This is a genomic window from Microbispora sp. ATCC PTA-5024 (assembly GCF_000511135.2).
Taxonomy (GTDB): domain Bacteria; phylum Actinomycetota; class Actinomycetes; order Streptosporangiales; family Streptosporangiaceae; genus Microbispora; species Microbispora corallina.
Map to the genome: position 1 here is coordinate 27,937 of NZ_KI866528.1, position 20,781 is coordinate 48,717.

The 20,781-nt window shown below is 73.6% G+C and carries 18 protein-coding genes; 10 read left to right on the forward strand and 8 right to left on the reverse strand.

What is annotated here, in order from left to right:
- The 3 genes from MPTA5024_RS37090 to MPTA5024_RS37100 all read left to right on the forward strand — a co-directional run.
- A partial coding sequence (locus tag MPTA5024_RS37090; protein WP_198167644.1) for a polysaccharide deacetylase family protein occupies positions 1-870 on the forward strand: 870 nt, incomplete at its 5' end.
- A gap of 74 nt (positions 871-944) precedes the next feature.
- Positions 945-1,994: an agmatinase gene (gene speB, locus MPTA5024_RS37095; protein WP_063794866.1), complete on the forward strand. Its 1,050-nt coding sequence runs from the start codon at positions 945-947 to the stop codon at positions 1,992-1,994.
- Between the two features lie 89 nt (positions 1,995-2,083).
- The gene (locus MPTA5024_RS37100; RefSeq protein WP_036333098.1) at positions 2,084-2,518 is read left to right on the forward strand and encodes an MEKHLA domain-containing protein; all 435 of its coding nucleotides are present in this window, start codon (positions 2,084-2,086) and stop codon (positions 2,516-2,518) included.
- An 86-nt stretch (positions 2,519-2,604) separates the two neighbouring features.
- Here MPTA5024_RS37100 and MPTA5024_RS37105 read toward each other — a convergent pair whose 3' ends face one another.
- Complete coding sequence (locus tag MPTA5024_RS37105; RefSeq protein WP_036333099.1) at positions 2,605-3,741, reverse strand: sensor histidine kinase; 1,137 nt, start codon at positions 3,739-3,741, stop codon at positions 2,605-2,607.
- Positions 3,738-4,391 carry a response regulator transcription factor gene (locus tag MPTA5024_RS37110; RefSeq protein WP_036333624.1) on the reverse strand — a complete coding sequence of 218 codons (654 nt, stop codon included), beginning with the start codon at positions 4,389-4,391 and terminating at the stop codon, positions 3,738-3,740. The genes MPTA5024_RS37105 and MPTA5024_RS37110 overlap by 4 nt, the downstream gene beginning before the upstream one ends.
- 123 nt (positions 4,392-4,514) lie before the next feature.
- Here MPTA5024_RS37110 and MPTA5024_RS37115 point away from each other — a divergent pair, with 123 nt between their 5' ends.
- A complete protein-coding gene (locus tag MPTA5024_RS37115; protein ID WP_036333100.1) occupies positions 4,515-4,853 on the forward strand; it encodes a hypothetical protein in 339 nt (112 codons plus the stop codon).
- A 14-nt stretch (positions 4,854-4,867) separates the two neighbouring features.
- On the opposite strand, the gene MPTA5024_RS37120 is transcribed toward MPTA5024_RS37115, so the two are convergent.
- On the reverse strand, positions 4,868-5,836 hold the full coding sequence (locus MPTA5024_RS37120) for an Acg family FMN-binding oxidoreductase (RefSeq protein WP_036333101.1): 969 nt from the start codon (positions 5,834-5,836) through the stop codon (positions 4,868-4,870).
- A gap of 302 nt (positions 5,837-6,138) precedes the next feature.
- Here MPTA5024_RS37120 and adhE point away from each other — a divergent pair, with 302 nt between their 5' ends.
- Positions 6,139-8,775: a bifunctional acetaldehyde-CoA/alcohol dehydrogenase gene (gene adhE, locus MPTA5024_RS37125; protein ID WP_036333627.1), complete on the forward strand. Its 2,637-nt coding sequence runs from the start codon at positions 6,139-6,141 to the stop codon at positions 8,773-8,775.
- Positions 8,776-8,891: 116 nt separating this feature from the next.
- On the opposite strand, the gene MPTA5024_RS37130 is transcribed toward adhE, so the two are convergent.
- Positions 8,892-9,707, reverse strand: coding sequence for a helix-turn-helix transcriptional regulator (locus MPTA5024_RS37130; RefSeq protein WP_036333103.1), 816 nt, complete (start codon positions 9,705-9,707; stop codon positions 8,892-8,894).
- A 71-nt stretch (positions 9,708-9,778) separates the two neighbouring features.
- Here MPTA5024_RS37130 and MPTA5024_RS37135 point away from each other — a divergent pair, with 71 nt between their 5' ends.
- Positions 9,779-10,492 carry an SDR family oxidoreductase gene (locus tag MPTA5024_RS37135; RefSeq protein ID WP_036333105.1) on the forward strand — a complete coding sequence of 238 codons (714 nt, stop codon included), beginning with the start codon at positions 9,779-9,781 and terminating at the stop codon, positions 10,490-10,492.
- A 152-nt stretch (positions 10,493-10,644) separates the two neighbouring features.
- Here the strand turns inward: MPTA5024_RS37135 and MPTA5024_RS37140 are convergent, their stop codons facing one another.
- Entirely contained in the window at positions 10,645-11,238 is a 594-nt protein-coding gene (locus MPTA5024_RS37140; RefSeq protein WP_084370322.1) for a hypothetical protein, read from the reverse strand.
- Positions 11,239-11,471: 233 nt separating this feature from the next.
- Here MPTA5024_RS37140 and MPTA5024_RS37145 point away from each other — a divergent pair, with 233 nt between their 5' ends.
- On the forward strand, positions 11,472-11,975 hold the full coding sequence (locus tag MPTA5024_RS37145; RefSeq protein WP_036333107.1) for a flavodoxin domain-containing protein: 504 nt from the start codon (positions 11,472-11,474) through the stop codon (positions 11,973-11,975).
- A gap of 169 nt (positions 11,976-12,144) precedes the next feature.
- Here the strand turns inward: MPTA5024_RS37145 and pflA are convergent, their stop codons facing one another.
- The 3 genes from pflA to MPTA5024_RS37160 all read right to left on the reverse strand — a co-directional run bounded on the left by pflA (position 12,145) and on the right by MPTA5024_RS37160 (position 15,825).
- Positions 12,145-12,954 carry a pyruvate formate-lyase-activating protein gene (gene pflA, locus MPTA5024_RS37150; protein WP_084370323.1) on the reverse strand — a complete coding sequence of 270 codons (810 nt, stop codon included), beginning with the start codon at positions 12,952-12,954 and terminating at the stop codon, positions 12,145-12,147.
- Positions 12,954-15,215, reverse strand: a complete 2,262-nt coding sequence (gene pflB, locus MPTA5024_RS37155; RefSeq protein ID WP_036333110.1) for a formate C-acetyltransferase — start codon at positions 15,213-15,215, stop codon at positions 12,954-12,956. The genes pflA and pflB overlap by 1 nt, the downstream gene beginning before the upstream one ends.
- Positions 15,216-15,402: 187 nt before the next feature.
- Positions 15,403-15,825 (reverse strand): Hsp20/alpha crystallin family protein, encoded by a 423-nt coding sequence (locus MPTA5024_RS37160; protein WP_036333112.1) that lies wholly within the window; start codon positions 15,823-15,825, stop codon positions 15,403-15,405.
- A gap of 208 nt (positions 15,826-16,033) precedes the next feature.
- Between MPTA5024_RS37160 and MPTA5024_RS37165 the strand changes: the two genes are divergently transcribed.
- The 3 genes from MPTA5024_RS37165 (at position 16,034) to MPTA5024_RS37175 (ending at position 20,775) form a co-directional block, all read left to right on the forward strand.
- Entirely contained in the window at positions 16,034-16,981 is a 948-nt protein-coding gene (locus MPTA5024_RS37165) for a sigma-70 family RNA polymerase sigma factor (protein WP_051459150.1), read from the forward strand.
- Between the two features lie 68 nt (positions 16,982-17,049).
- A complete protein-coding gene (gene gap, locus MPTA5024_RS37170; RefSeq protein ID WP_269750671.1) occupies positions 17,050-18,183 on the forward strand; it encodes a type I glyceraldehyde-3-phosphate dehydrogenase in 1,134 nt (377 codons plus the stop codon).
- Positions 18,184-18,312: 129 nt separating this feature from the next.
- Positions 18,313-20,775 carry a cation-translocating P-type ATPase gene (locus tag MPTA5024_RS37175; RefSeq protein ID WP_036333116.1) on the forward strand — a complete coding sequence of 821 codons (2,463 nt, stop codon included), beginning with the start codon at positions 18,313-18,315 and terminating at the stop codon, positions 20,773-20,775.
- Positions 20,776-20,781 lie beyond the last annotated feature (6 nt).

A 20,781-nucleotide genomic window follows, 5' to 3' on the forward strand; every position in this document is an offset into this window, starting at 1 on the left:
CGCCCCGCCGACCCGGTCGCCTGGCCCGGGGACGCGACCGCCGCGGCCGTGCTCAGCTTCGACCTGGACGCCGAGGCCGTCGTCCTGACCGCCGACCCCGGCAGCGCGACGCGCCTGTCGGTGATGTCCCACCAGGCGTACGGCCCGCTGACCGGGGTGCCGAGGATCCTGCGGCTGCTGCGGCGGCACGACCTGCGCGCCACGTTCTACGTGCCGGGCTACACGGCCGAGCGCTACCCCGAGCTGATCGGCAGGATCGCCGACGCCGGGCACGAGATCGCCCATCACGGCTACCTGCACGAGTCGGTGCGCGGCATGTCGGCCGAGGAGGAGGGGGCGATGCTCGACCGGGGCCTGGCCGCGCTGAAGAGGGTCGCGGGGCTGCGGCCCGCCGGGTATCGCGCGCCGATGTGGGAGACCACGTACGCCACCCCGGGCCTCCTCCTGGACCGCGGGTTCGAGTACGACAGCAGCCTGATGGACTCCGACGTGCCGTACCTCCTGGCCGAGCACGGCGGCCCGGGCGCGCGGTCCCTGGTCGAGATCCCGGTGCACTGGGCGCTGGACGACTGGGAGCAGTACGCCTACGTGCCCGAGGTGTTCGGGTCGGGGATCATCGAGAGCCCGGCGAAGGTGCTCGAGATGTGGTCGCTCGAACTGCGCGCGATCCACGAGGACGGGGGCTGCTTCTCCCTGACGAACCACCCCTTCCTGTCCGGCCGGTCGGCTCGTCTGCGGGCGCTCGACCAGCTCATCGAGATGATGACGTCCCTGCCCACCCTCTGGATCGCCACGGCGGGGGAGGTCGCCCGGCACGTCCGCGCGCTGAACCCGGCGCCGCGGTCCTTCCCGCCGCCCGTGGTGGAGTGAAGCGGGGTGGAGTGACGCGGAGTGGAGTGACACGGAGTGGGATCGGGGAGCCGGAGCGGCGGAAGCGAGGAGACATGACGGAGGGCGGCGCCATGGGCACGGCGGACGGGCGGGACGGCATCCGGGGTCCGGTGTCGGGGACGGAGGTGCCGCGGTTCGCGGGCAGCCCGACGTTCGCCCGTCTTCCCCGGGTCGACGAGGTTCGGGACTACTCGGTCGCCGTGCTCGGCGCGCCGTTCGACGGCGGCACGTCGTTCCGTCCCGGCGCCCGGTTCGGGCCGGCCGCGGTGCGGCAGGCGTCCCGCAACCTGCGGCCCGCCTACCATCCCGACCTGGACGTGGCGCCCTACCGGCGGGTCCAGGTGGTCGACGCGGGCGACGTGCCCTGCAACCCCTTCTCCATCGACGAGGCACTGGAGCAGATCGACCGGCACGCCGCCGGTTTGGTCTCCGACCGCCACCGGTTGATCACGGTCGGCGGCGACCACACGGTCGCCCTCCCGCTGCTGCGGGCCGTCAACCGGGTGCACGGCCCGGTGGCCCTGGTCCACTTCGACGCCCACCTCGACACCTGGGACACCTACTTCGGCGCGTCGCGGACGCACGGCACGGTCTTCCGGCGGGCCTTCGAGGAGGGGCTCCTGGTGGAGGACCACTCCATCCACGTCGGGATCCGCGGCCCGCTCTACGACGAGCAGGACCTTACCGACGACGCGGCCTTCGGCTTCCAGGTGATCCGCGCGGGGGACCTCGACCTCCTCGGCGTCGAGGGCGTGCTGGACCGCGTCCGCACGCGCGTCGGCGACGCGCCCGTGTACCTGTCGGTCGACATCGACGTCCTCGACCCCGCGTTCGCGCCCGGCACCGGAACCCCCGAGATGGGCGGCTTCACCTCCCGCGAACTGCTCCGCCTGCTGCGGGGCCTGCCCGGCGACTCCCTCGTCGGGGCCGACGTCGTCGAGGTGAGCCCCGCGTACGACCACGCGGAGGTCACCTCGCTCGCCGCCGCCACCGTCGTCTACGACGTCACGGCGCTGATGGCCGGCCCGGGCCCGAAGGCGCGGACGGCCTCCCCGGCCGTACCGGCGGGATCGGGGGAGGGGCCCGCGACGCCGCCGGACTGACCGGCGGGCCCGCGCGCACCCTCCTGACCTGGGGTTCCTACACTGGCCTGCGAGAACGGCACCACCCGGAAGGCACGTCAGGTACCCCAGTGATCGACCCCGGATTCCACGCCCTGCTGACCTCGTGCCACCTGCGCCTCGTCGGGACGCCCCTCGGCCGCCCGGAGGCCACGGGAGAATGGCTGTACGAGGACGCCCCGTTCGGGCTGCTGGCCCACGACGCGAGCCCCGACCCGCTCTTCACCTACGCCAACAGGATCGCCCAGCGGTGTTTCGAGTACGGCTGGGAGGAGTTCGTAGGCATGCCGTCGCGGCTGTCCGCCCTCCCCGGCGGCCGGGAGAGCCGGCAGGAACTCCTGGACGCGGTCGCCCGGGACGGGTACGCGACCGGCTACCGCGGCCTGCGCGTCGCGAAATCGGGCCGCCGGTTCTGGGTGGAGGACCTCACCATGTGGAACCTCCTCGGCGCGGACGGCGCCCTCGTCGGCCAGGCCGCCGCCTTCCACCGCTGGCGGGACGCCTGACGCGGGCCCGAGAGGGTCGTCCCGGCGCCGGCCGCCTGGCGTACACGCGGTGCGGGACGTGCGTGCTCCTGATCACCGCCGCAGTGTCACGATCGCGTGGCCGGCGCCCGGGACGCGGAATCCGCACCGGCCGGGGTGAGCCGGCCGGGCAGGGCGACGGTCACCTCGAGTCCGCCCGCCGGGAGGGGACGCGCCACAAGCGTGCCGTGGTGCGCCTCGGCGATGGCGGCCACGATCGACAGCCCCAGCCCCAGGCCGTCGCCGCGGGCCTTCCTCGCGGTCTCGAGCCGCTGGAAGGGTTCAAGGAGCAGGTCGACCCGGTCGGGCGGGATCACCGGCCCGCTGTTGGTGATCGTCAGGGTGGGGCGTCCGGACACCACGGCGGTCTCCACCCTGATCCACCCGCCGGGCACGTTGTACCGGACGGCGTTGTCCAGCAGGTTCGCGACGAGACGCTCGATGAGGGCGCCGTCGCCGGACGCGGGCGCCGGGTGCAGTGCGGACTCCACACGGGGCTCCGGGTTCCCGAGGCGATCGAGGGCGATCGCAGTGATCGCCGCCAGGTCGAGGGGCTCCTGGTGGTGCAGGCCCTGCCGGCTGCGTGCCAGGGTGAGCAGAGCCTCGATGAGCCGTTCCTGGTGCTCGCCCGCGGCCAGCATCCGCGTCAGCACGGCCCGCAGCGACGAGGCGTCCGCCTCCGGATCGGCGAGCGCGACCTCGGCCATGGCCCGCTGCAGCGTCAGGGGGGTGCGCAGCTCATGTGAGGCGTTGGCGACGAACCGGCGCTGCGCGGTGAACGCGGCCTCCAGCCGGTCCAGCAGCTCGTCGAAGGTGTCGGCCAGTTCCTTGAGCTCGTCGTCCGGGCCGGAGGCGGCCAGCCGCCTGTCGAGGCGGTCCGCGGTGATGCGCCGCACGGCGGCGGTCATCTCGCCCAGCGGGCGCAGCACCCGTTCGGCCATGAGCCGCCCCAGCAGGACCGCGGCGACCGCCATGACCGCCAGCGCGATCGCGGAGTTGACCAGCAGCCGCATGCTGTCCGGCCGTCCAGTCGGCGCTGCCTGGACGGACGGGCCGATCCCGCCGGGTGGTCCAGGGGCGGCCGGGGCCACGGGGAAGGGCGAGAACTCGACCAGGATGTAGACGAGGGCGATCAGCAGCGCACCGGCTCCCAGGAACAGTCCACCGTAGAGCAGGGTCAGGCGCAGCCGTACCGCCGGCCTCATATCCGGTATCCGGCCTGGGGCACGGTCTCGATCAGCGGCGGGTCGCCGAGCTTGCGGCGCAGCCGGCTGATCGTCACCTTGACGGTCTGCGTGAACGGGTCGGCGAACTCGTCCCATCCGCGCTCCAGCAGGTCTTCCGCGGAGACGACCGCGCCTCCCGCCGCCAGCAGGAGCTCCAGCACGGCGAACTCCTTGGGGCTCAGCCCCAGCCGGCGCCCGCCGCGGGTGGCGACGCGGGTGGCCGGGTCCACGCGCAGGTCTCCGTGGACGAGCACCGGCGGGAGGGCGGGGGTGGTCCGCCTGGCCAGCGCCCGCACCCTGGCGACCAGCTCGGCGAAGCTGAACGGCTTGGGCAGGTAGTCGTCGGCTCCGATGCCCAGCCCGGTGACCTTGTCGTCGACCGTCGCGGCGGCGGTGAGCATCAGGACCCGTGCCGGATGCCCTGAGGCGACCAGCGACCTGCACACGTCGTCGCCGTGGCGGCCGGGCAGGTCGCGGTCGAGGACGACGACGTCGTACCGGTTGACCGAGGCGCGCACGAGCGCCGCGTCGCCGTCGAGGGCCACGTCGACGGCCATGCCCTCCCGGCGCAGCCCGGCGGCCACCGTGTGCGCCAGCTCCTCGTGGTCCTCGACCAAGAGCACCCTCATGATCCCCAGCATGCACGGCCGCCGGTTACATCGCGGTAACCGCCGTCGTTCCCGCCCGGTAACCGGTCCGCGGCTTGTCTTGACCCGTGAACGCACCCGAACGGCAGAACGGAGACAACCCCCATGTCCGGATCGACGATCAGAACGGCGGTCCTCGCCGCCACCGTCCTCGCCGCGCTCGTCGCGGCGGGCGTCCGGCAGTCGACCGCCGCCCCGTCCCGGGAGCCCGCCGGGGGCGCCGGGCGGTTCAGCGCCTGCATGCGCTCGCACGGCCTGCCCGGCTTCCCCGACGTCGCGGTCTCCTCGGACGGCCTGGTGAACCTGGACATCAAGGGCGAGCGCGTCGACGCGCTGTCCGCGACGTACGGGGCGGCGGTCACGGCGTGCGGGCCGCTGCTGCCCACCGGGTCGCGCCTGCCGGGCGCACCCGAGGCGCCGTCCGCCCCGGCGCTCCCGTCCTAGACGCGGAAGACCCCTCAGGCCGGGGCGGTCTCCTGCAGCTCCGCAGGGGGACGGCGGGGCGCGCGGGGGACCACGGGGCCGTACCCCAGCCGGACGATCATCTGAAGGTGGCCGTCCCGGTGGTGGGGGTCCCTGCGGCCGCGCATGTCGCGAAGGTCGAGAGGCTGGTTGAGGAACGACGCCGAGACCCCGTGGAGGGTCGCGGTCAGCAGCACGCGTTGCAACGCCTGGCCCGCGCGCAGCCAGTCGGCGGGGCCGTCGCCGGCGGTCGTGAGCACCGCCAGTTGCGGACGGGGCTCGAAGCGGACCGGCCCGCGCCCCCCGTGCGTCCCGAAGTCCCGGACCGGAGCCGGGTCGTCGGCACAGGCCGGTCCCTGGACGTAGGTCGGCAGGCCCTCGCCCCGGCTTCCGCCCATCGTCCAGGCCCGCAACTCGGCCTGATAGGCGGCGTCCCCGGCCAGCTCGTCGTCGGCGACGGCGACGCACTCCAGCAGGCCGGCCGAGGCGCGGCGGCCGAGCACGACCAGGCGGGCCCCCTCGCGGGCGGCGGCGTCCCGCAGGTCGGTGAGCACGTGCTCGGGGATCCGCCACTCGCTGAACGGCTCACGGTTGGTGCGGCGCAGGGCGATGGCTTCGTAGAGGTCCCGGGTCCGCCAGGAGGCCGGTCCGGACGCCGACACGCGGACGGCGGCCAGGAGCCGGGGCTCCTCGGCGCCGTTCGGCAGCAGCCAGACCAGCGGCCGGTGACCGGCCGTCCGTACGGCGAGCCGGAGGTCGAACAGGGCGGCGCCGCAGCTGACGTGCAGCGACCGCCCGCGGGGGTCGCCGACCCGCAGCCGCCGGTCGGGGTCGGCCAGCAGCTCGGCGAACTCCCCCCGGACCGCCTTGATCCGCCAGGGCTGCGTGTTCAGCACCGAGGGCGCCTGCCCGGCGGCGCAGAGCAGCCGGGTGAAGGCGACGTGGGTGGCGAACGGAGAGTTCACGGCGCACCTTCCTCTCGTTTCCACCACACCCGCGTGAGAGTCGGATGTCGTGTTCACGGTGCCAGTGTTTTCGGTCATGCCGGTCCGCGACAGGGCCGGTGGGGCAGGCGGGTGATGACCTACGTCGCCGGATCGAGGGACCGACCGCCCTTGCCCGGTCCGCCGCCGCGTGCGCTCGTCGGCCGCCGGAAACCGATGACCTTGGTCCCCCGGAGAGAGGCCGTTGCGCAGCGGCCCGGGCGCGCAGGCCTCAGGACGATGGAGGTGACAACCCTGCCGTCCGAGCCCACGAGGTGATCCAGATGACCGACTCCCCGGGCGGAGCCGCCCTGCCCGCCGACGTGCACGCCGCGATCGACACACTGGTGGCCGGCGCGCAGAAGGCGCTGACGGAGTACGAGTCCTTCACGCAGGAGCAGGTCGACCACATCGTGAAGAAGGCGTCCGTCGCCGCGCTGGACCGGCACGCCGCGCTCGCCCGCCTCGCCGTCGAGGAGACGGGCCGCGGGCTGTTCGAGGACAAGGCGGTCAAGAACATCTTCGCCTGCGAGCACGTGACCCACAGCATGGCCGGGCTCAGGACGGTCGGCGTCGTGTCACGCGACGAGATCGACGGCATCGTCGAGATCGCCGATCCGGTCGGGGTGGTCTGCGGCGTCACCCCCGTCACCAATCCCACCTCGACCACGATCTTCAAGGCCCTGCTGGCCTTGAAGACGCGAAACCCCGTCGTCTTCGCGTTCCACCCCGCGGCCCAGCGCTGCAGCGCCGAGGCCGCCAGGATCGTCCGCGACGCCGCCGTCGCCGCCGGCGCTCCCGAGCACTGCGTCCAGTGGATCGAGGAGCCCTCACTGGAGGCGACCGGCGCGCTCATGCGGCACGAGGGCGTGTCGGTCATCCTCGCCACCGGCGGGAACGCCATGGTCAGGGCCGCGTACTCGGCCGGCAAGCCGGCCCTGGGAGTGGGCGCGGGCAACGTCCCCGCGTACATCGAGCGGACGGCCAAACTGCGCCGGGCGGTGCACGACGTCGTGCTGTCCAAGACGTTCGACAACGGCATGATCTGCGCCTCGGAGCAGGCCGTCATCCTCGACGAGGAGATCTACGACGCGGCGCTGGCCGAGTTCGCCCGGCTGCACGCGTACGTCGCGACGCCGGAGGAGAAGGCGAAGCTGGAGGAGTTCGTGTTCGGGGTGACGGCGCACGGCGCCTCCTGCTCCGAGGCCAGGCTCAACCCGGACGTCGTCGGGCGCACTCCCCATTGGATCGCCGGGCAGGCCGGGTTCGCCGTGCCGCCGGACACCTCCCTGATCCTCGTCCCCGTGGACGAGGTCGGCCCACGCGAGCCGCTGACCAGGGAGAAGCTGTGCCCGGTGCTCGCCGTCCTGCGGGCCCGCGGCCACGAGGAGGGGCTGAGCCTCGCCGAGCGCATGGTCGAGTTCGACGGCCTCGGGCACAGCGCCGTCATCCACACCGAGGACGCCGAGCTCGCCGAGAGGTACGGCGTCAGGGTCAAGGCGGTGCGGGTGATCTGGAACGCCCCCGCCTCACAGGGCGGCATCGGCGACATCTACAACGCGTTCCTGCCCTCGCTGACCCTCGGCTGCGGCAGCTACGGGCACAACTCGGTGTCGAACAACGTCTCGGCCGTCAACCTGCTCAACATCAAGCGGATCGGGCGGCGCACCAACAACATGCAGTGGTTCAAGGTCCCCGCGAAGATCTACTTCGAGCCGAACGCGATCCGCTACCTGGCGGACATGCGGGACGTGCACCGCGTCACGATCGTGACCGACGCCGTGATGACCCGGCTGGGGTACGTCGACCGCGTCACCGGCGTGCTGCGGCGGCGGGCCGGGCGGGTGGCCCTGCAGATCATCGACGACGTGGAGCCCGAGCCCAGCGTGGCGACCGTCGACAAGGGCGCCGAACTCATGCGCGCGTTCCGGCCCGACACCATCGTCGCCCTCGGCGGCGGCTCGGTGATGGACGCGGCCAAGGTCATGTGGCTGCGGTACGAGCATCCCGAGGTCGTCTTCGCGGACATGAAGGAGAAGTTCTTCGACATCCGCAAGCGCGCCTTCCGCTTCCCGACGCTGGGCGGGCTCGCCCGCCTGGTGTGCGTGCCGACCACGTCGGGCACGGGCGCGGAGGTCACCCCGTTCGCCGTCATCACCGACACCGTGACGGGCAAGAAGTACCCGCTGGCCGACTACGCGCTCACCCCGAGCGTCGCGATCGTGGACCCGGTCCTCGCCGCCGACCTGCCCGCGGTGGTCACCGCCGACAGCGGCTTCGACGCCCTCACCCACGCCATCGAGTCGTACGTGTCGGTCTACGCGAGCGACTTCACCGACGGCCCGGCCCTCCACGCCATCAGGATCATCTTCCGCTACCTGGAGCGCGCGGTCACCCGCGGCGGCGCCGACCCGGAGGCCAGGGAGAAGATGCACAACGCCGGCACCATCGCCGGCATGGCCTTCGGCAACGCCTTCCTCGGCATCGTGCACGCCATGTCGCACACGCTCGGCGCCACCTTCCACGTGGCCCACGGACGCACGAACGCCATCCTGCTGCCGCACGTCATCCGCTACAACGGCACCGTCCCGTCGAAGCTGTCGGGCTGGCCCAAGTACGAGGACTACCGGGCCCCCGAGCGCTTCCAGGAGATCGCCCAGACGCTGGGCCTGCCGGCGGCCACGCCGGCCGAGGGGGTCGAGTCCCTCGCCGCGGCCGTCGAGCGCCTGCGCGACGCGGTCGGGATCGAGCCCTCCTTCCGCGGCGCCGGCGTCGACGAGCAGGCGTTCCTCGACGCGCTCCCGCAGCAGGCGCTCAACGCGTACGAGGACCAGTGCGCGCCGGCGAATCCCCGCATGCCGATGCTGGACGACATGCAGGCGCTGATGCGGGCCGCCTACTACGGGCGCTCCCCGCAGTAGCCCGCCAGCGAGAAGACCTCCGGGAAGTTGGAGATTCCGTCTCCATCACCCCGGAGGTCTTCGTGGCCTCAGCCGCACATGCCCGCCGCTACGAGCCAGCGCGGATAGGCGTGGTTTCAGGTCGCCTGCGTGGCCAGCCTGCGCAGGGCCCGCACGGCAGGTGATCCGGGGTCGGCCGTCATCAGGACGACCTCCTGGTCATCCTCGGGCACGAGCAGGACGTCGCAGTTCAACAGCAGCGCACCGGCCTCCGGATGGTCCAGGGTCTTGGTGCGGTGCCCGGGAGCGTGGACCGGACGCGCCTCCCAGATCTGCCGGAACTCCTCACTGCCGGCGTGCAGTTCGGCCAGCAGCGCGGCCAACTGCGGGTCATGCGGGTAACGGTCCGCGGCCCGGCGCAGCCGCGCCACCACGATGTGCCCGAATTCCTCGGCGCTGGAGCTCTCGTACATCCGCCCCTGGCCCAGGAAGCGGCGTCGGGCCAGGTTCGTCGTCCCGCCTCCAAGGCCGGCACCGAGCAGTGCCCGGGCCAGGGGGTTCCAGGCGACGACGTCGTACGCCGCGTCAGTGACGATGGCACCGGTCTCCGGCAGCCGCTCCAGCATCCGGGCCACGTGCGGGCGCACCCGCCGCACGGCGCTGATGCCGGGCGGCGCGCTCGAACCCGCCAGGCGGAACAGATGGCTGCGCTCGGCCGGCGTGAGCCGCAGCGCGCGGGCCAGCGCGTCCAGGATCCGGGCCGATGGCCGCGGCCCCCGGGCCTGCTCCAGCCGTGTGTAGTAGTCGACCGACATGTGGGCGAGCTCCGCCACCTCTTCGCGGCGCAGACCCGGTGTGCGGCGGCCGGTGCCCGTCGCCGCCAGGCCGATCTCGTGCGGACGCAGGGCCGCCCGGCGGTCCCGCAGGTAGTGGGCCAGCTCCTGCCGCGCCACGTCGCCTCCTCCCGCTGCCTGGTACAGGCTGTCCCTGGCAGAGCACTTACGACCAGGGAAGCGTGGTTGCCATGAACGAACGCACAGCTCTGGTCACCGGTGCCAACAAAGGCATCGGCAAGCATATCGCCCGGCTGCTCGCCGCCGAGGGCCTCACCGTGTACGTGGGCTCTCGTGACCCCGGGCGCGGGCAGCGGGCCGTCGAGGAGATCGGAGCCGGGGCCCGTCTGCTGGTCCTCGACGTGACAGACCCCGACGGCGTCGCACAGGCGGCGGCTCAGGTGGACCGCTTGGACGTGCTGGTCAACAACGCCGGCATCTCGCCGTCACTCGCCCCGCCGACCGACACCGGCGTCGAGGAGTACCGGCGCACATACGAGACCAATGTGTTCGGGGTGGTGGCGGTGACCGATGCCTTCCTGCCCGCCCTGCGCCGGTCCCCGCGCCCGCGCATAGTCAACGTCTCCAGTGGCACCGCGTCGCTGACCTGGAGCACCACCCCCAACCCCCAGTTCACCCCGGGAAGCGGCGCCGCCGCCTACCGGTCGTCCAAGGCCGCCCTCAACGCCATCACCGTCCTCTACGCCCAGACGCTGGCCGAGGACGGCTTCAAGGTCAACGCGCTCGCCCCCGGCCTGCGGGCCACCGATCTCAACCCCCGGGCCGCCGCTGCCGGCGGCGACCCGGCCGAGGCCGCGCAGGGTGCCCTCCGCCTGGCCCTACTGCCGGACGACGGCCCCACCGGTGGCTTCTTCTCCTGGGACGGAACGCCCGTGCCCTGGTGATCAGTCATGGGCGGCGTCGATGTCGCCGTGGACCACGATCCGGCCGTTCGCCGCCCGCCGGCCGGCGGGCAGGTGCGCGCGCACGCCGGTGCCCGCCCCCGGGGGCGGGGGGCGGGCACCGGAGCCGAGGGGCCGTGAGGCCGGACGGGGGCCTACTTGAGGATGGGGAACCGGCGGACCAGGGGAGTGGCGGCCCACCACCTGCTGAGGCCGAGGGTCTCGCCGGCGCCGGTCAGGGCCAGACCGGCCAGGACGAGGGCGTAGACGATGTGCTCGTCGACGAAGGGGTTGGTGTCGAGCGGCAGCTCGGCCGCCCACATCAGCAGCAGGAGCAGCCCGCCCGCCACGGCGGTGACGCGAAGGCCCACCCCCAGGATGAGAGCGGCGCCGACGCCCAGCAGGCCCGCCATGAACAGCCAGTCCACCCACGCCTGCCCGGCCAGGGCGGTGAACAGCCCGCCGAAGGTCGTGTCCGCGGTGCCCTTGAGGAAGCCGGTGGTCGGGCTGCCGCCGTTGACCCACGCCTTGGCGGCGGGCGTGGCGAGGCCCCAGCCGAACAGCTTGTCCAGGAAGGCCCACAGGAAGACCCAGCCGAGGGCGAGCCGGGCGAGGGCCCACACGTAGCGGATCGGGCGCGTGGCGGGGGCGGGGATCGTCTCGCCGCTCACGCGGGGGGCGGGGACGACGACGGGGGCGGCGTCGCGGAGGCGGTGGTTCCTCTGGTTGCGTCCTTCGGTGACGGCCATGTCCGGCCCCTTTCGGTTCTTACGACTTCTCTTCTTCGACACCTCAAAGAAACCGTGAGCGGGGCCCGTGCCGCAGGAGCCGTACGGCACGGCGCGGCCGTCCCGAAGTCCCGTGATCGTGGGACTTTCGGTCCACGGCGAGAGGAACGGGGACGGGCCTTGAGCCTCTGTCCGCCCGGTGACCGGGGCGGGAGGCTGCAGCCGACACGTCTTCCCAGAAAGGAGGTCCGGCCATGACACGGGTGCTGGTCGCCTACGGATCCAAGCGAGGCTCGACCGCGGAGATCGCGGGCTGGATCGGCGACACCCTGCGCGGCCAGGGGCTCGAGACCGATGTGGCGGACGCCGCGGAGGTTCGCGACGTGACCGCCTACGACGCCGTGGTGCTGGGCGGCGCGCTGTACGCGGGACGCTGGCACAAGGACGCCCGGCGCTTCGCCCGCAGGCACGCCGCGGCGCTGTCCGGACGGCCGGTGTGGCTGTTCAGCAGCGGTCCGCTCGACCGGTCGGCGCAGGAGACCGAGATCCCGCCGGTCTCCCAGGCGGCCCGGGCGTCGGCCGCTCTCGGCGCACGTGAGCACCGGACGTTCGGCGGGCGGCTCGCCCGCGACGCCACGGGCTTCCTCGCCTCCGCGGTCGCCGAGAGAACCGGCGGCGACTACCGGGATCCGGACCGGGTGCGTGCCTGGGCGCGGCAGGTCGCCGAGCAGGTGGCCGCGAACCGGGCGCAGGGCTGAGGAGCGGCGGGTGAGCGGGTGGCCGGAGGGGCCCGGCAGGCCGCCGGGTGTCATGACGGCCCCTACGGCGTCACGGTCCTGCCGCGCCGCCCGCCTCCACGCCGAGACCGCATGGCCCGGGCCGTACGCAGGGCTGAAACCCCGGCGCGGACCGGGCTCAGACCCCGGCTCAGACGCTGGTGACGCCGTGCGCGGCGAACTGGGCGTGCACGCGCCGCAGCAGGGCGCCGTCCGGCGGCCTCACGTGGGCCAGGGGGTACACGAGCCCGAGCCGGGCGTACTTGCCGGCGGCCATGCGGTGGAAGGGCAGCACGTCGACGCGCTCGACGTTGCCGAGCGTCGCGACGAACCGGGCCAGGCCGTCCACGTTCTCCTCGGCGTCGGTGTACCCGGGGACCAGGACGAACCGCACCCAGACCGGGCGGCCGAGGCCGGCCAACCGGCGGGCGAAGCGCAGGGTCGGCTCCAGGCTTCCCCCGGTCAGCCGCCGGTAGCCCTCCGGGTCGGACGACTTGACGTCGAGCAGCACGAGGTCGGTGTCGGCCAGCAGGGCGTCGCTCGCGCGCTCGCCGAGGAAGCCGGAGGTGTCCAGCGCGGTGTGCAGGCCGCTGTCGTGGCAGCGGCGCAGCACCTCGCCGGTGAACCGGGGCTGCAGCAGCGGCTCCCCGCCGCTGACCGTCACCCCGCCGCCGGCGACCGAGATGAACCGCCGGTAGCGGTCCACCTCGGCCATGACCTCGTCCACCGTGACCCGGCGGCCGTCGCGCATCCGCCAGGTCTCCGGGTTGTGGCAGTACAGGCAGCGCAGCGGGCAGCCGCAGGTGAACACCACGAAGCGGGTGCCGGGGCCGTCCACGCCGACCGACAGGTCCCACGACTCGATGACGCCGCCGCCGGCCGCCGGCTCCGCCTGGCGGAGCTCGGCGGCGGCGTCCTGGCGGAGCCGGATGGTGGAGTCGTCCAGCGGCCTGTCCCGCATCACAGCGCGCCGTGGAAGGTGCGGTCGATCACGTCCTGCTGCTGTTCGCGGGTCAGCCGGACGAAGTTCACGGCGTAGCCGGAGACCCGGATGGTGAGCTGGGGGTACTTCTCGGGGTGCTCCATCGCGTCGACGAGCGTGGCGCGGTCGAGCACGTTGACGTTCATGTGGAAGCCGCCCGCGTCCACGTAGCCGTCGAGCACGCCCACCAGGTCGGCGACCCTGTCCTCGGCCGTACGGCCCAGCCCTTCAGGGGTGACGGTGCTGGTCAGCGAGATGCCGTCCTGCGCCTGGTCGTACGGGAGCTTGGCGACCGACAGCGCCGAGGCGACCAGGCCGTGCCGGTCACGTCCGTTCATCGGGTTGGCGCCGGGGGCGAACGGCGTGCCGGCCCTGCGCCCGTCCGGGGTGTTGCCCGTGTGCTTGCCGTACACCACGTTGGAGGTGATGGTGAGCACCGACTGGGTGTGCTCGGCGCCCCGGTAAGACGGGTGGCGGCGGATCTTGTCCATGAACGACCGCACCAGGTCCACCGCGATGGCGTCGGCGCGGTCGTCGTTGTTGCCGTAGGCGGGGTAGTCGCCCTCGACCTCGTAGTCCACGGCGAGGCCGGTCTGGTCGCGGATCACCCGGACGGTCGCGTGCTTGACGGCCGACAGGCTGTCGGCGGCGACCGACAGGCCAGCGATGCCGCAGGCGAGGGTGCGTTTGACCGGGTAGTCGTGCAGTGCCATCTGGAGGCGTTCGTAGGCGTACTTGTCGTGCATGTAGTGGATGACGTTGAGGGCGTTGACGTAGGTGGCGGCGAGCCAGTCGAGCATCCGGTCGTAGGCGGCGACCAGCTGGTCGTAGTCGAGCACGTCGCCGGTCAGCGCCGGGTAGGCCGGGCCGATCTGCCGGCCGGTCATCTCGTCGCGGCCGCCGTTGACCGCGTACAGCAGGGCCTTGGCGAGGTTGACCCGGGCGCCGAAGAACTGCATCTGCGTGCCGACGGGGGCGGCGGACACGCAGCAGGCGATGGCGGCGTCGTCGCCATACCGGGGGCGGATCAGCTCGTCGCTCTCGTACTGGATCGAGCTGGTCTCGATGGACAGGGCCGCGCAGAACCGCTTGAACGGCTCGGGCAGCCGGGGCGACCACAGCACGGTCAGGTTGGGTTCGGGGGCCGGGCCGAGGGTGCGCAGGGTGTTGAGGTAGCGGTAGCCGGTGCGGGTGACCAGCGGCCTGCCGTCCGCGCCGATGCCGCCGATCGACTCCGTCACCCAGGTGGGGTCGCCGGAGAACAGCTGGTCGTACTCGGGGGTGCGCAGGAAGCGGACGATGCGCAGCTTGATCACGAAGTCGTCGACCAGCTCCTGGGCCTGCCGCTCGGTGATGAGGCCCTCGGCGAGGTCGCGCTCCAGGTAGACGTCGAGGAAGGTGGAGGTCCGGCCCAGCGACATCGCGGCGCCGTTCTGCTCCTTCACCGCGGCGAGGTAGCCGAAGTACAGCCACTGGACGGCCTCGCGCGCCGTGCCGGCGGGGGCGGAGATGTCGTGGCCGTAGGAGGCGGCCATCCGCTTCAGCTCGTGCAGGGCGTAGATCTGCTCGGCCAGCTCCTCCCGGTCGCGGATCACGTCGGGGGTGGAGAAGCGGTCGTCCAGGGAGCGCTGCTCGGCGCGTTTGGCCTCGATCAGCCGGTCGACCCCGTACAGGGCGACGCGGCGGTAGTCGCCGATGATGCGGCCGCGGCCGTAGGCGTCGGGCAGCCCGGTGATGATCCCGGCGCGGCGGGCCGCCCGGATCTGCGGGGTGTAGGCGTCGAAGACGCCGTCGTTGTGGGTCTTGCGGTACCGGGTGAAGATCTCCCGGACCGCCGGGTCGAGCCTGTACCCGTAGGCGGCCAGCCCGTTCTCCACCGTCCGCAGCCCGCCGTTGGGCATGATGGCCCGCTTGAGCGGGGCGTCGGTCTGCAGGCCGACGATCAGCTCCTTGTCCGAGTCGATGTAGCCGGGCCGGTGCGAGGTGATCGAGGAGGGCGTGGCCGCGTCCACGTCGTAGACGCCGCGCCGCCGCTCCTCGCCGAACAGGTCCGACACCTCCGCCCACACCGCGCGGGTCCGCTCGGTCGGCCCGGCCAGGAACGACTCGTCGCCCTCGTACGGGGTGTAGTTGGCCTGGACGAAGTCCCGCACGTCCACCCGGCCGCGCCAGGCCGCACCGCGGAAGCCCCGCCATGCCACGTGCGCGGTCGCCTGTTCCCGTGCCTGTGTGACCGTCATCGCTGTCTCCTTCGTCGGTTCGTCTCCACTGTCGGCCCTGCCTCCGCCCGCCTTCTCCGAGCGGAGGTCACCGATCACGGGGACCAAAGTCATCCCGGACGCGTGCGGCACGGGGACGGGCGGGGGCCCGCCCGGCCCGCGCCCGTCCCGTACGGACCCCCGGTGGCCTTGGGGGCCCGTCCCTCGGTCAGTGCCGAACGAGAACCCTGCGGCCCTCGGCCGCGTGCTCCTCCTTCAGCCCGACCGTGATCTCCAGGACGCCGTCCTTGTAGGCGGCCGTGACGTCCTCGGTCTCGGCCGTCGGGGGGAGCGTGACCGAGCGCGAGAACGCCCCGTAGGCGATCTCGGAGCGGCGCGGCTCCTTGGCGTCCTTGACCTCCCTGGCCTTCTCGGCCCGGATGTGGAGCACTCCGTGCCCCACGGTCACCTCGAGGTCCTTGTCGGGGTCGATGCCGGGCAGCTCCGCCCGCAGCACGTACCTGCCGTCCGCGACGAAGTCCTCCACCCTGATGACCTGGCCGAACGGCCGGAACCCGAAGACGGGGCTCTCCAGCAGCTCCAGCAGCTCCGGGAAGAGGAACCGGCCCTGGCTCCGCTCCACGAGGTTCATCGTGACCTCCTTGTCTCGATGCCGACGTGTCAAGCCCACACCCGGGAACTCCGGTGCGGCAGGGCGGGACGTACCGCCGAAGGACCTCGGATCGGCCGCCGCCCGCGGGACGTAGGCCCCGGCGCGACGGGACCTTCGCCGCTGCACATCGCGCCGGGCCGGGCGGTCTCATGACTGCGGGCACGAGTCACGGACGGAGGGGTGAGGCGTGGACGAGCAGGGACAGGGCCGGGGGTCGTTCCCGCCCGGTCCGCCGGACACCTACCTGGCCCGCATCGGCGAGACCCCGCTGCTGACCGCGGGGGAGGAGGTCGAGCTGGCCCGGCGGATCGAGGCGGGCGTGTACGCCCGCCATCTGCTCGGCGAGGACCCCGGCCGGCCGGACGCGGACGACCTGGAGGCCGTGGCCGCCGACGGCCTGCGGGCACGCGACCATCTGATCCGGGCCAACCTCCGCCTGGTCGTGTCGATCGCCAAGCGGCACCACCACAGAGGGGCGTCGCTTCCGGACCTGATCCAGGACGGCAACCTCGGCCTCATCGAGGCGGTGGACCGCTTCGACCACAGCCGCGGCTTCCGCTTCTCCACCTGCGCCGCCTGGTGGATCCGCAAGGCCATCCAGAAGGGGCGGGAGACGAGCGGGCTCATCCGCATCCCCGGGCACGTGCGGGACGAGATGCACCGGCTGGCCCGCGCCGAGGAGAGACTCACCGGCGAGACGGGTCACGTCCCGTCCGCGCAGCGCCTGGCCGAGGAGCTGGGACGGCCGGTGGACCGCGTGCTGGCCTGGCGGCTGCTGGCGCGGGACTGCGTCGCCCTCGACGCCCGGCCGGCCGGCGGCCCTCCGTTCTCCGGGCCGTCCTCCGGGAGCGAAGCCGTCGAGCACGCGGTCTGGGCCTGCCCGGAGGCGGCGCTGGAGCAGGCCGCGCTGGCGGGCGCGCTCCGCTCGGCCACGGCCGCCCTCGCGCCCCGCCAGGCGCTGATCGTACGGCTGCGGTTCGGCCTCGACGGAGCGACCGAGCACACCCGGCAAGAGACTGCCGCGACGGTGGGGGTGCCGAGCGCGTGGATGTCCCGGCTGGAGCGCGAGTCGCTGGCCCGCATGCGCCACCACGCCGGTGGCGCGACGCTCGCCGCCTGGGCCGGCCGAGCCTGACCGAAGGTCTCACCACGCTGGCGGCGGAACGCCCGCGGCATGGGCCGGCCGAGCCTGACCGGGGGCCGGTGCCGGGACGCTCGCCGGCCGAGGCCGGGCGGAAGGCCCTGTCGCGGTGGGCTGTTACTCCCGTCCTCCCGGCACCTACGCCTCTACGGCCGCCTGATCGCGGCGGCGGACGATGGCGGCACCGCCAACTCTCCGGGAGGACCACCATGAAGATCGGCATCAACGGGTTCGGCAGGATCGGCAGGGCGGTGCTGCGGCGCGCGCTGCCGATGGGCATCGAGGTCGTGGCCGTCAACGACCTCGCGGACGCGGCGACGCTCGCCCACCTGCTCAGATTCGACTCCACGCACGGCCCTCTGAACGTGCCGGTGACGTCGGCGGCCTCCTCCATCGAGGTGGACGGCCGCGTCATCCCGGTCACCGCGCACAGCGACCCGGCCCACATCGACTGGGCCGGATACGGCGCCGATGTCGTCGTCGAGGCCACGGGCAGGTTCCGTACGGGGGAGGACGCGGCCCGCCATATCAAGGCCGGCGCCCGCCGCGTGCTGATCTCCGCCCCCGGCAGGAGCGTGGACGTGACGATCGTCCCCGGTGTCAACGACGCGGCCTACGACCCCCGCCTCCACCGGATCGTCTCCATGGCCTCCTGCACCACCAACTGCGTCGCGCCGATGGTGAAGGTGCTGCACGAGAACTTCGGCGTCGTCCACGGCTTCATGACGACCGTGCACGCGTACACCGCGGACCAGCGGCTGCTGGACGCCCCGCACAAGGACCCGCGCCGGGCCCGTTCGGCGGCCGTCAACATCGTCCCGACCACGACCGGGGCCGCCCGGATGGTCGGCGAGGTGCTGCCCGAGCTCGCCGGCCGGCTGGACGGCGTCGCGCTGCGCGTCCCCGTGGAGGACGGCTCGCTCACCGACCTCGCCGTGGTCCTGGCCCGCCCGGCCGGGGTGGAGGAGGTCAACCGGGCCTTCGCCGACGCCGCGGACGGGGAGCTGAAGGGCGTCCTGCGTTACAGCACCGACCCGCTCGTGTCCCGCGACATCGTGGGCGACCCCGCGTCCTGCGTGTTCGACTCCGCGCTGACCCAGGCGGACGGCGAGCTGACGAAGGTCTTCGGCTGGTACGACAACGAGTGGGGCTACGCCAACCGGCTCGTCGAGATGGCCGCCCGCATGGCCGGGTGACGGCCGGAGGGTTTCCGGGGACGCGCGCACAGCTCGCCCCCGCCCGCGCGGCGGCGTGGGCCGAAGGTCCCCCGGCCGGGTGCCTTTGGCCCGCGGCGCGCGGGCACGTCCGGGTGATCTGCTTGCGCCATGGACGTCACCGTGCGGGAGCCGGCCGGGCTGAGCGAGAAGACGGCGTCGGAGCGGCTGGCCGAGTGCGGGCCGAACGAGCTCCCCCAGCCGAGACCGCCGCGTGTGCCCGTCCGGGCCGCCCGCCAGCTCGCCGATCCGATGTCGATCCTGCTGCTGGTCGCCGGACTGGTCACCCTGGCCGTCCTCGGCGAGGTCCCCGAGGGGGCGGCCATCCTGACCATCCTCCTCGTCAACGTCGTCATCGGCGTGAGCCAGGAGACGAGGGCCGACCACGCCGTGCGGGCGTTGCGGACCCTCACCGCGCCCATGGCCTCGGTGGTCCGCGACGGCGTCGTGCGGAGGGTCCCCGCCGCCGAGGTCGTGCCGGGCGACGTCGTGCGGGTCGCGGCCGGAGACCGCGTCCCCGCCGACGCGCGGCTGCTGAGGGCCGACGCGCTGGGCGTGGACGAGTCCATGCTCACGGGGGAGTCGCTGTCGTCCGTCAAGCGGGCCTCTGGAGCCGGCGCACCGGGCGGCATGCTCGCCGATCGCCATGACGAGCTGTTCGCCGGGACGCTCGTCGTCCGCGGCTCGGGCGTGGCCGAGGTGACCCGCACCGGCGCCCGCACCGAGATGGGGCGCATCGCCTCCGCGCTGGGCGGCGTCAAAGGCCCGCTGGAGGCGGAGCTCGCCCAGGTGTCGCGGCGGATCGGCCTGGTCGCGGTCGTCGCGGGCGTCGTGATGATCCTGATCGGGCTGTCCCGGGTCCGGCGGGGCGAGGCGGCGCTTCTCGACATCATCCTGGCCGGGGTGGCGCTGGCCATCGCCGCCGTGCCGGAGAGCCTGGCCGCCGCCGTCACCACCGCGCTCGCGCTCGGCTCGCAGCGCATGGCGGGGCTCGGTGTGATCGTCCGGCGGCTGCCCGCCATCGAGGCGCTGGGCGCGACCACCGTCATCGCCACGGACAAGACGGGCACGCTGACCACCGGCCACCTGACCGTGGCCGACCACGTCGCGGCCTCGGGAAGCGACCTTTGGCAGGCCGCTCTGCGCTGCAACGACGCCAGGGACGGGCTGGGGGACGCCGTCGACGTCGCCCTCGCCGCGGCCGCCGAGTGGCACGGGGTGCGGCCGCCGCCCGGCGAGGAACGCCTGGCCGCCCGGCCGTTCGACGCCGGGACGAGGTCGATGGCCGTGGTCACCGCGGTGGAGACCGGCGCGGAAGGACCCCTGCTGACCGTCAAGGGCGCCCCGGAGACGGTGCTCGCCCGGTGCGTCCCCGGCCCGGGGACCGAGCGGCTGGCACGCGCGGTACCAGGCCTGGCGGACCGGGGACTTCGGGTGCTCGCGCTCGCCGAGAGCCACACCGCCGACCTGGACGCCGTGGACCTGCGGCCGCTCGGCCTGGTCGCGCTGCGCGACGAGATACGCCCCTCGGCGTCGCGTGCGGTGGCGGACTGCCGCGCCGCCGGCATCCGCGTGGTGATGGTGACCGGCGACCACGCCGACACGGCCCGCGCCATCGCCGAGGAGGTCGGCATCGACGCCGACCCCGTGGTGACGGGCGCCGACCTCCAGGCTCTCCGCGGCGGCGACCGTCCCGGACGGTTCGCCCTGCTGCGGGAGGCGGCCGTGCTGGCCCGCGTCGACCCCGTCACCAAGCTCGACCTGGTGCGCGCCCTGCGCGCGGACGGCCAGGTCGTCGCGATGACCGGAGACGGCGTGAACGACGCCCCCGCCCTGCGCAACGCCGACGTCGGGGTGGCCATGGCCGGGGAGGAGGGGACCGACGTGGCCCGGGAGGCGGCCGCGGTCGTCGTCACCACCGGCGATCTCGGCACCGTCGTCGCCGGGGTGCGCGAAGGACGCCGGCTGCGCCACAACGTGGCCTCCATGATCGGATACCTGCTCACCGGCAACCTCGCGGAGATCCTGATCGTCCTCACCGGCCTGGTCGCCTGGCCGGACCTGGTCGTGCCGCTGCTCCCCGTGCAGCTGCTGTGGATCAACCTGGTGCTGGACGGCATCCCCGCGATCGCGCTCGGCGTCGACCGGCCCGCCGGCGACCCGCTGGCTCTGCGCCCGCCCGCAGGCGGCCTGCTCTCCTGGCCGGTCCTGACCCGCGTCGCGCTGCGCGCGGCGGCCGTCGGCGCGCTCGTCTTCGCGGCCGTCGAGGCCGCCCGCCGCCTCGGCTGGAGCGAGGAGCAGGTCCGCACCCAGGCCGTGCTCGCCCTCGTCCTCGCCCGGCTGACGCTCGCCTATGTCGTCAGGGCCCGCCGCCGGACCTTCGAGCGCGGCTGGTGGCGGGGCCGTTCCGTGTTCGTCGCGGTGACCGCCACCGCGGGGCTGCAGGCGCTCGTGACGGCGATCCCGGCGCTGGGCGCGCCGCTCGCCCTGGTGCCCCTGCCGCCCGCCGGCTGGGCGATGGCGCTGGGCGCCGCCGTCCTGTCCGCGATCGCCTGCGATCTGGGCCGGCCGTGACACCGG

Excerpts from the sequence above, each read along its gene's own strand:
- speB (WP_063794866.1), top strand. The coding sequence starts at position 945 with ATGACGGAGGGCGGCGCCATGGGCACGGCGGACGGGCGGGACGGCATC.
- pflB (WP_036333110.1), bottom strand. The coding sequence starts at position 15,215 with ATGACGGTCACACAGGCACGGGAACAGGCGACCGCGCACGTGGCATGG.
- MPTA5024_RS37135 (WP_036333105.1), top strand. The coding sequence starts at position 9,779 with ATGAACGAACGCACAGCTCTGGTCACCGGTGCCAACAAAGGCATCGGC.
- MPTA5024_RS37140 (WP_084370322.1), bottom strand. The coding sequence starts at position 11,238 with ATGGCCGTCACCGAAGGACGCAACCAGAGGAACCACCGCCTCCGCGAC.
- MPTA5024_RS37110 (WP_036333624.1), bottom strand. The coding sequence starts at position 4,391 with ATGAGGGTGCTCTTGGTCGAGGACCACGAGGAGCTGGCGCACACGGTG.
- pflA (WP_084370323.1), bottom strand. The coding sequence starts at position 12,954 with ATGCGGGACAGGCCGCTGGACGACTCCACCATCCGGCTCCGCCAGGAC.
- MPTA5024_RS37145 (WP_036333107.1), top strand. The coding sequence starts at position 11,472 with ATGACACGGGTGCTGGTCGCCTACGGATCCAAGCGAGGCTCGACCGCG.
- MPTA5024_RS37175 (WP_036333116.1), top strand. The coding sequence starts at position 18,313 with ATGGACGTCACCGTGCGGGAGCCGGCCGGGCTGAGCGAGAAGACGGCG.
- MPTA5024_RS37115 (WP_036333100.1), top strand. The coding sequence starts at position 4,515 with ATGTCCGGATCGACGATCAGAACGGCGGTCCTCGCCGCCACCGTCCTC.
- MPTA5024_RS37160 (WP_036333112.1), bottom strand. The coding sequence starts at position 15,825 with ATGAACCTCGTGGAGCGGAGCCAGGGCCGGTTCCTCTTCCCGGAGCTG.
- adhE (WP_036333627.1), top strand. The coding sequence starts at position 6,139 with ATGACCGACTCCCCGGGCGGAGCCGCCCTGCCCGCCGACGTGCACGCC.
- MPTA5024_RS37105 (WP_036333099.1), bottom strand. The coding sequence starts at position 3,741 with ATGAGGCCGGCGGTACGGCTGCGCCTGACCCTGCTCTACGGTGGACTG.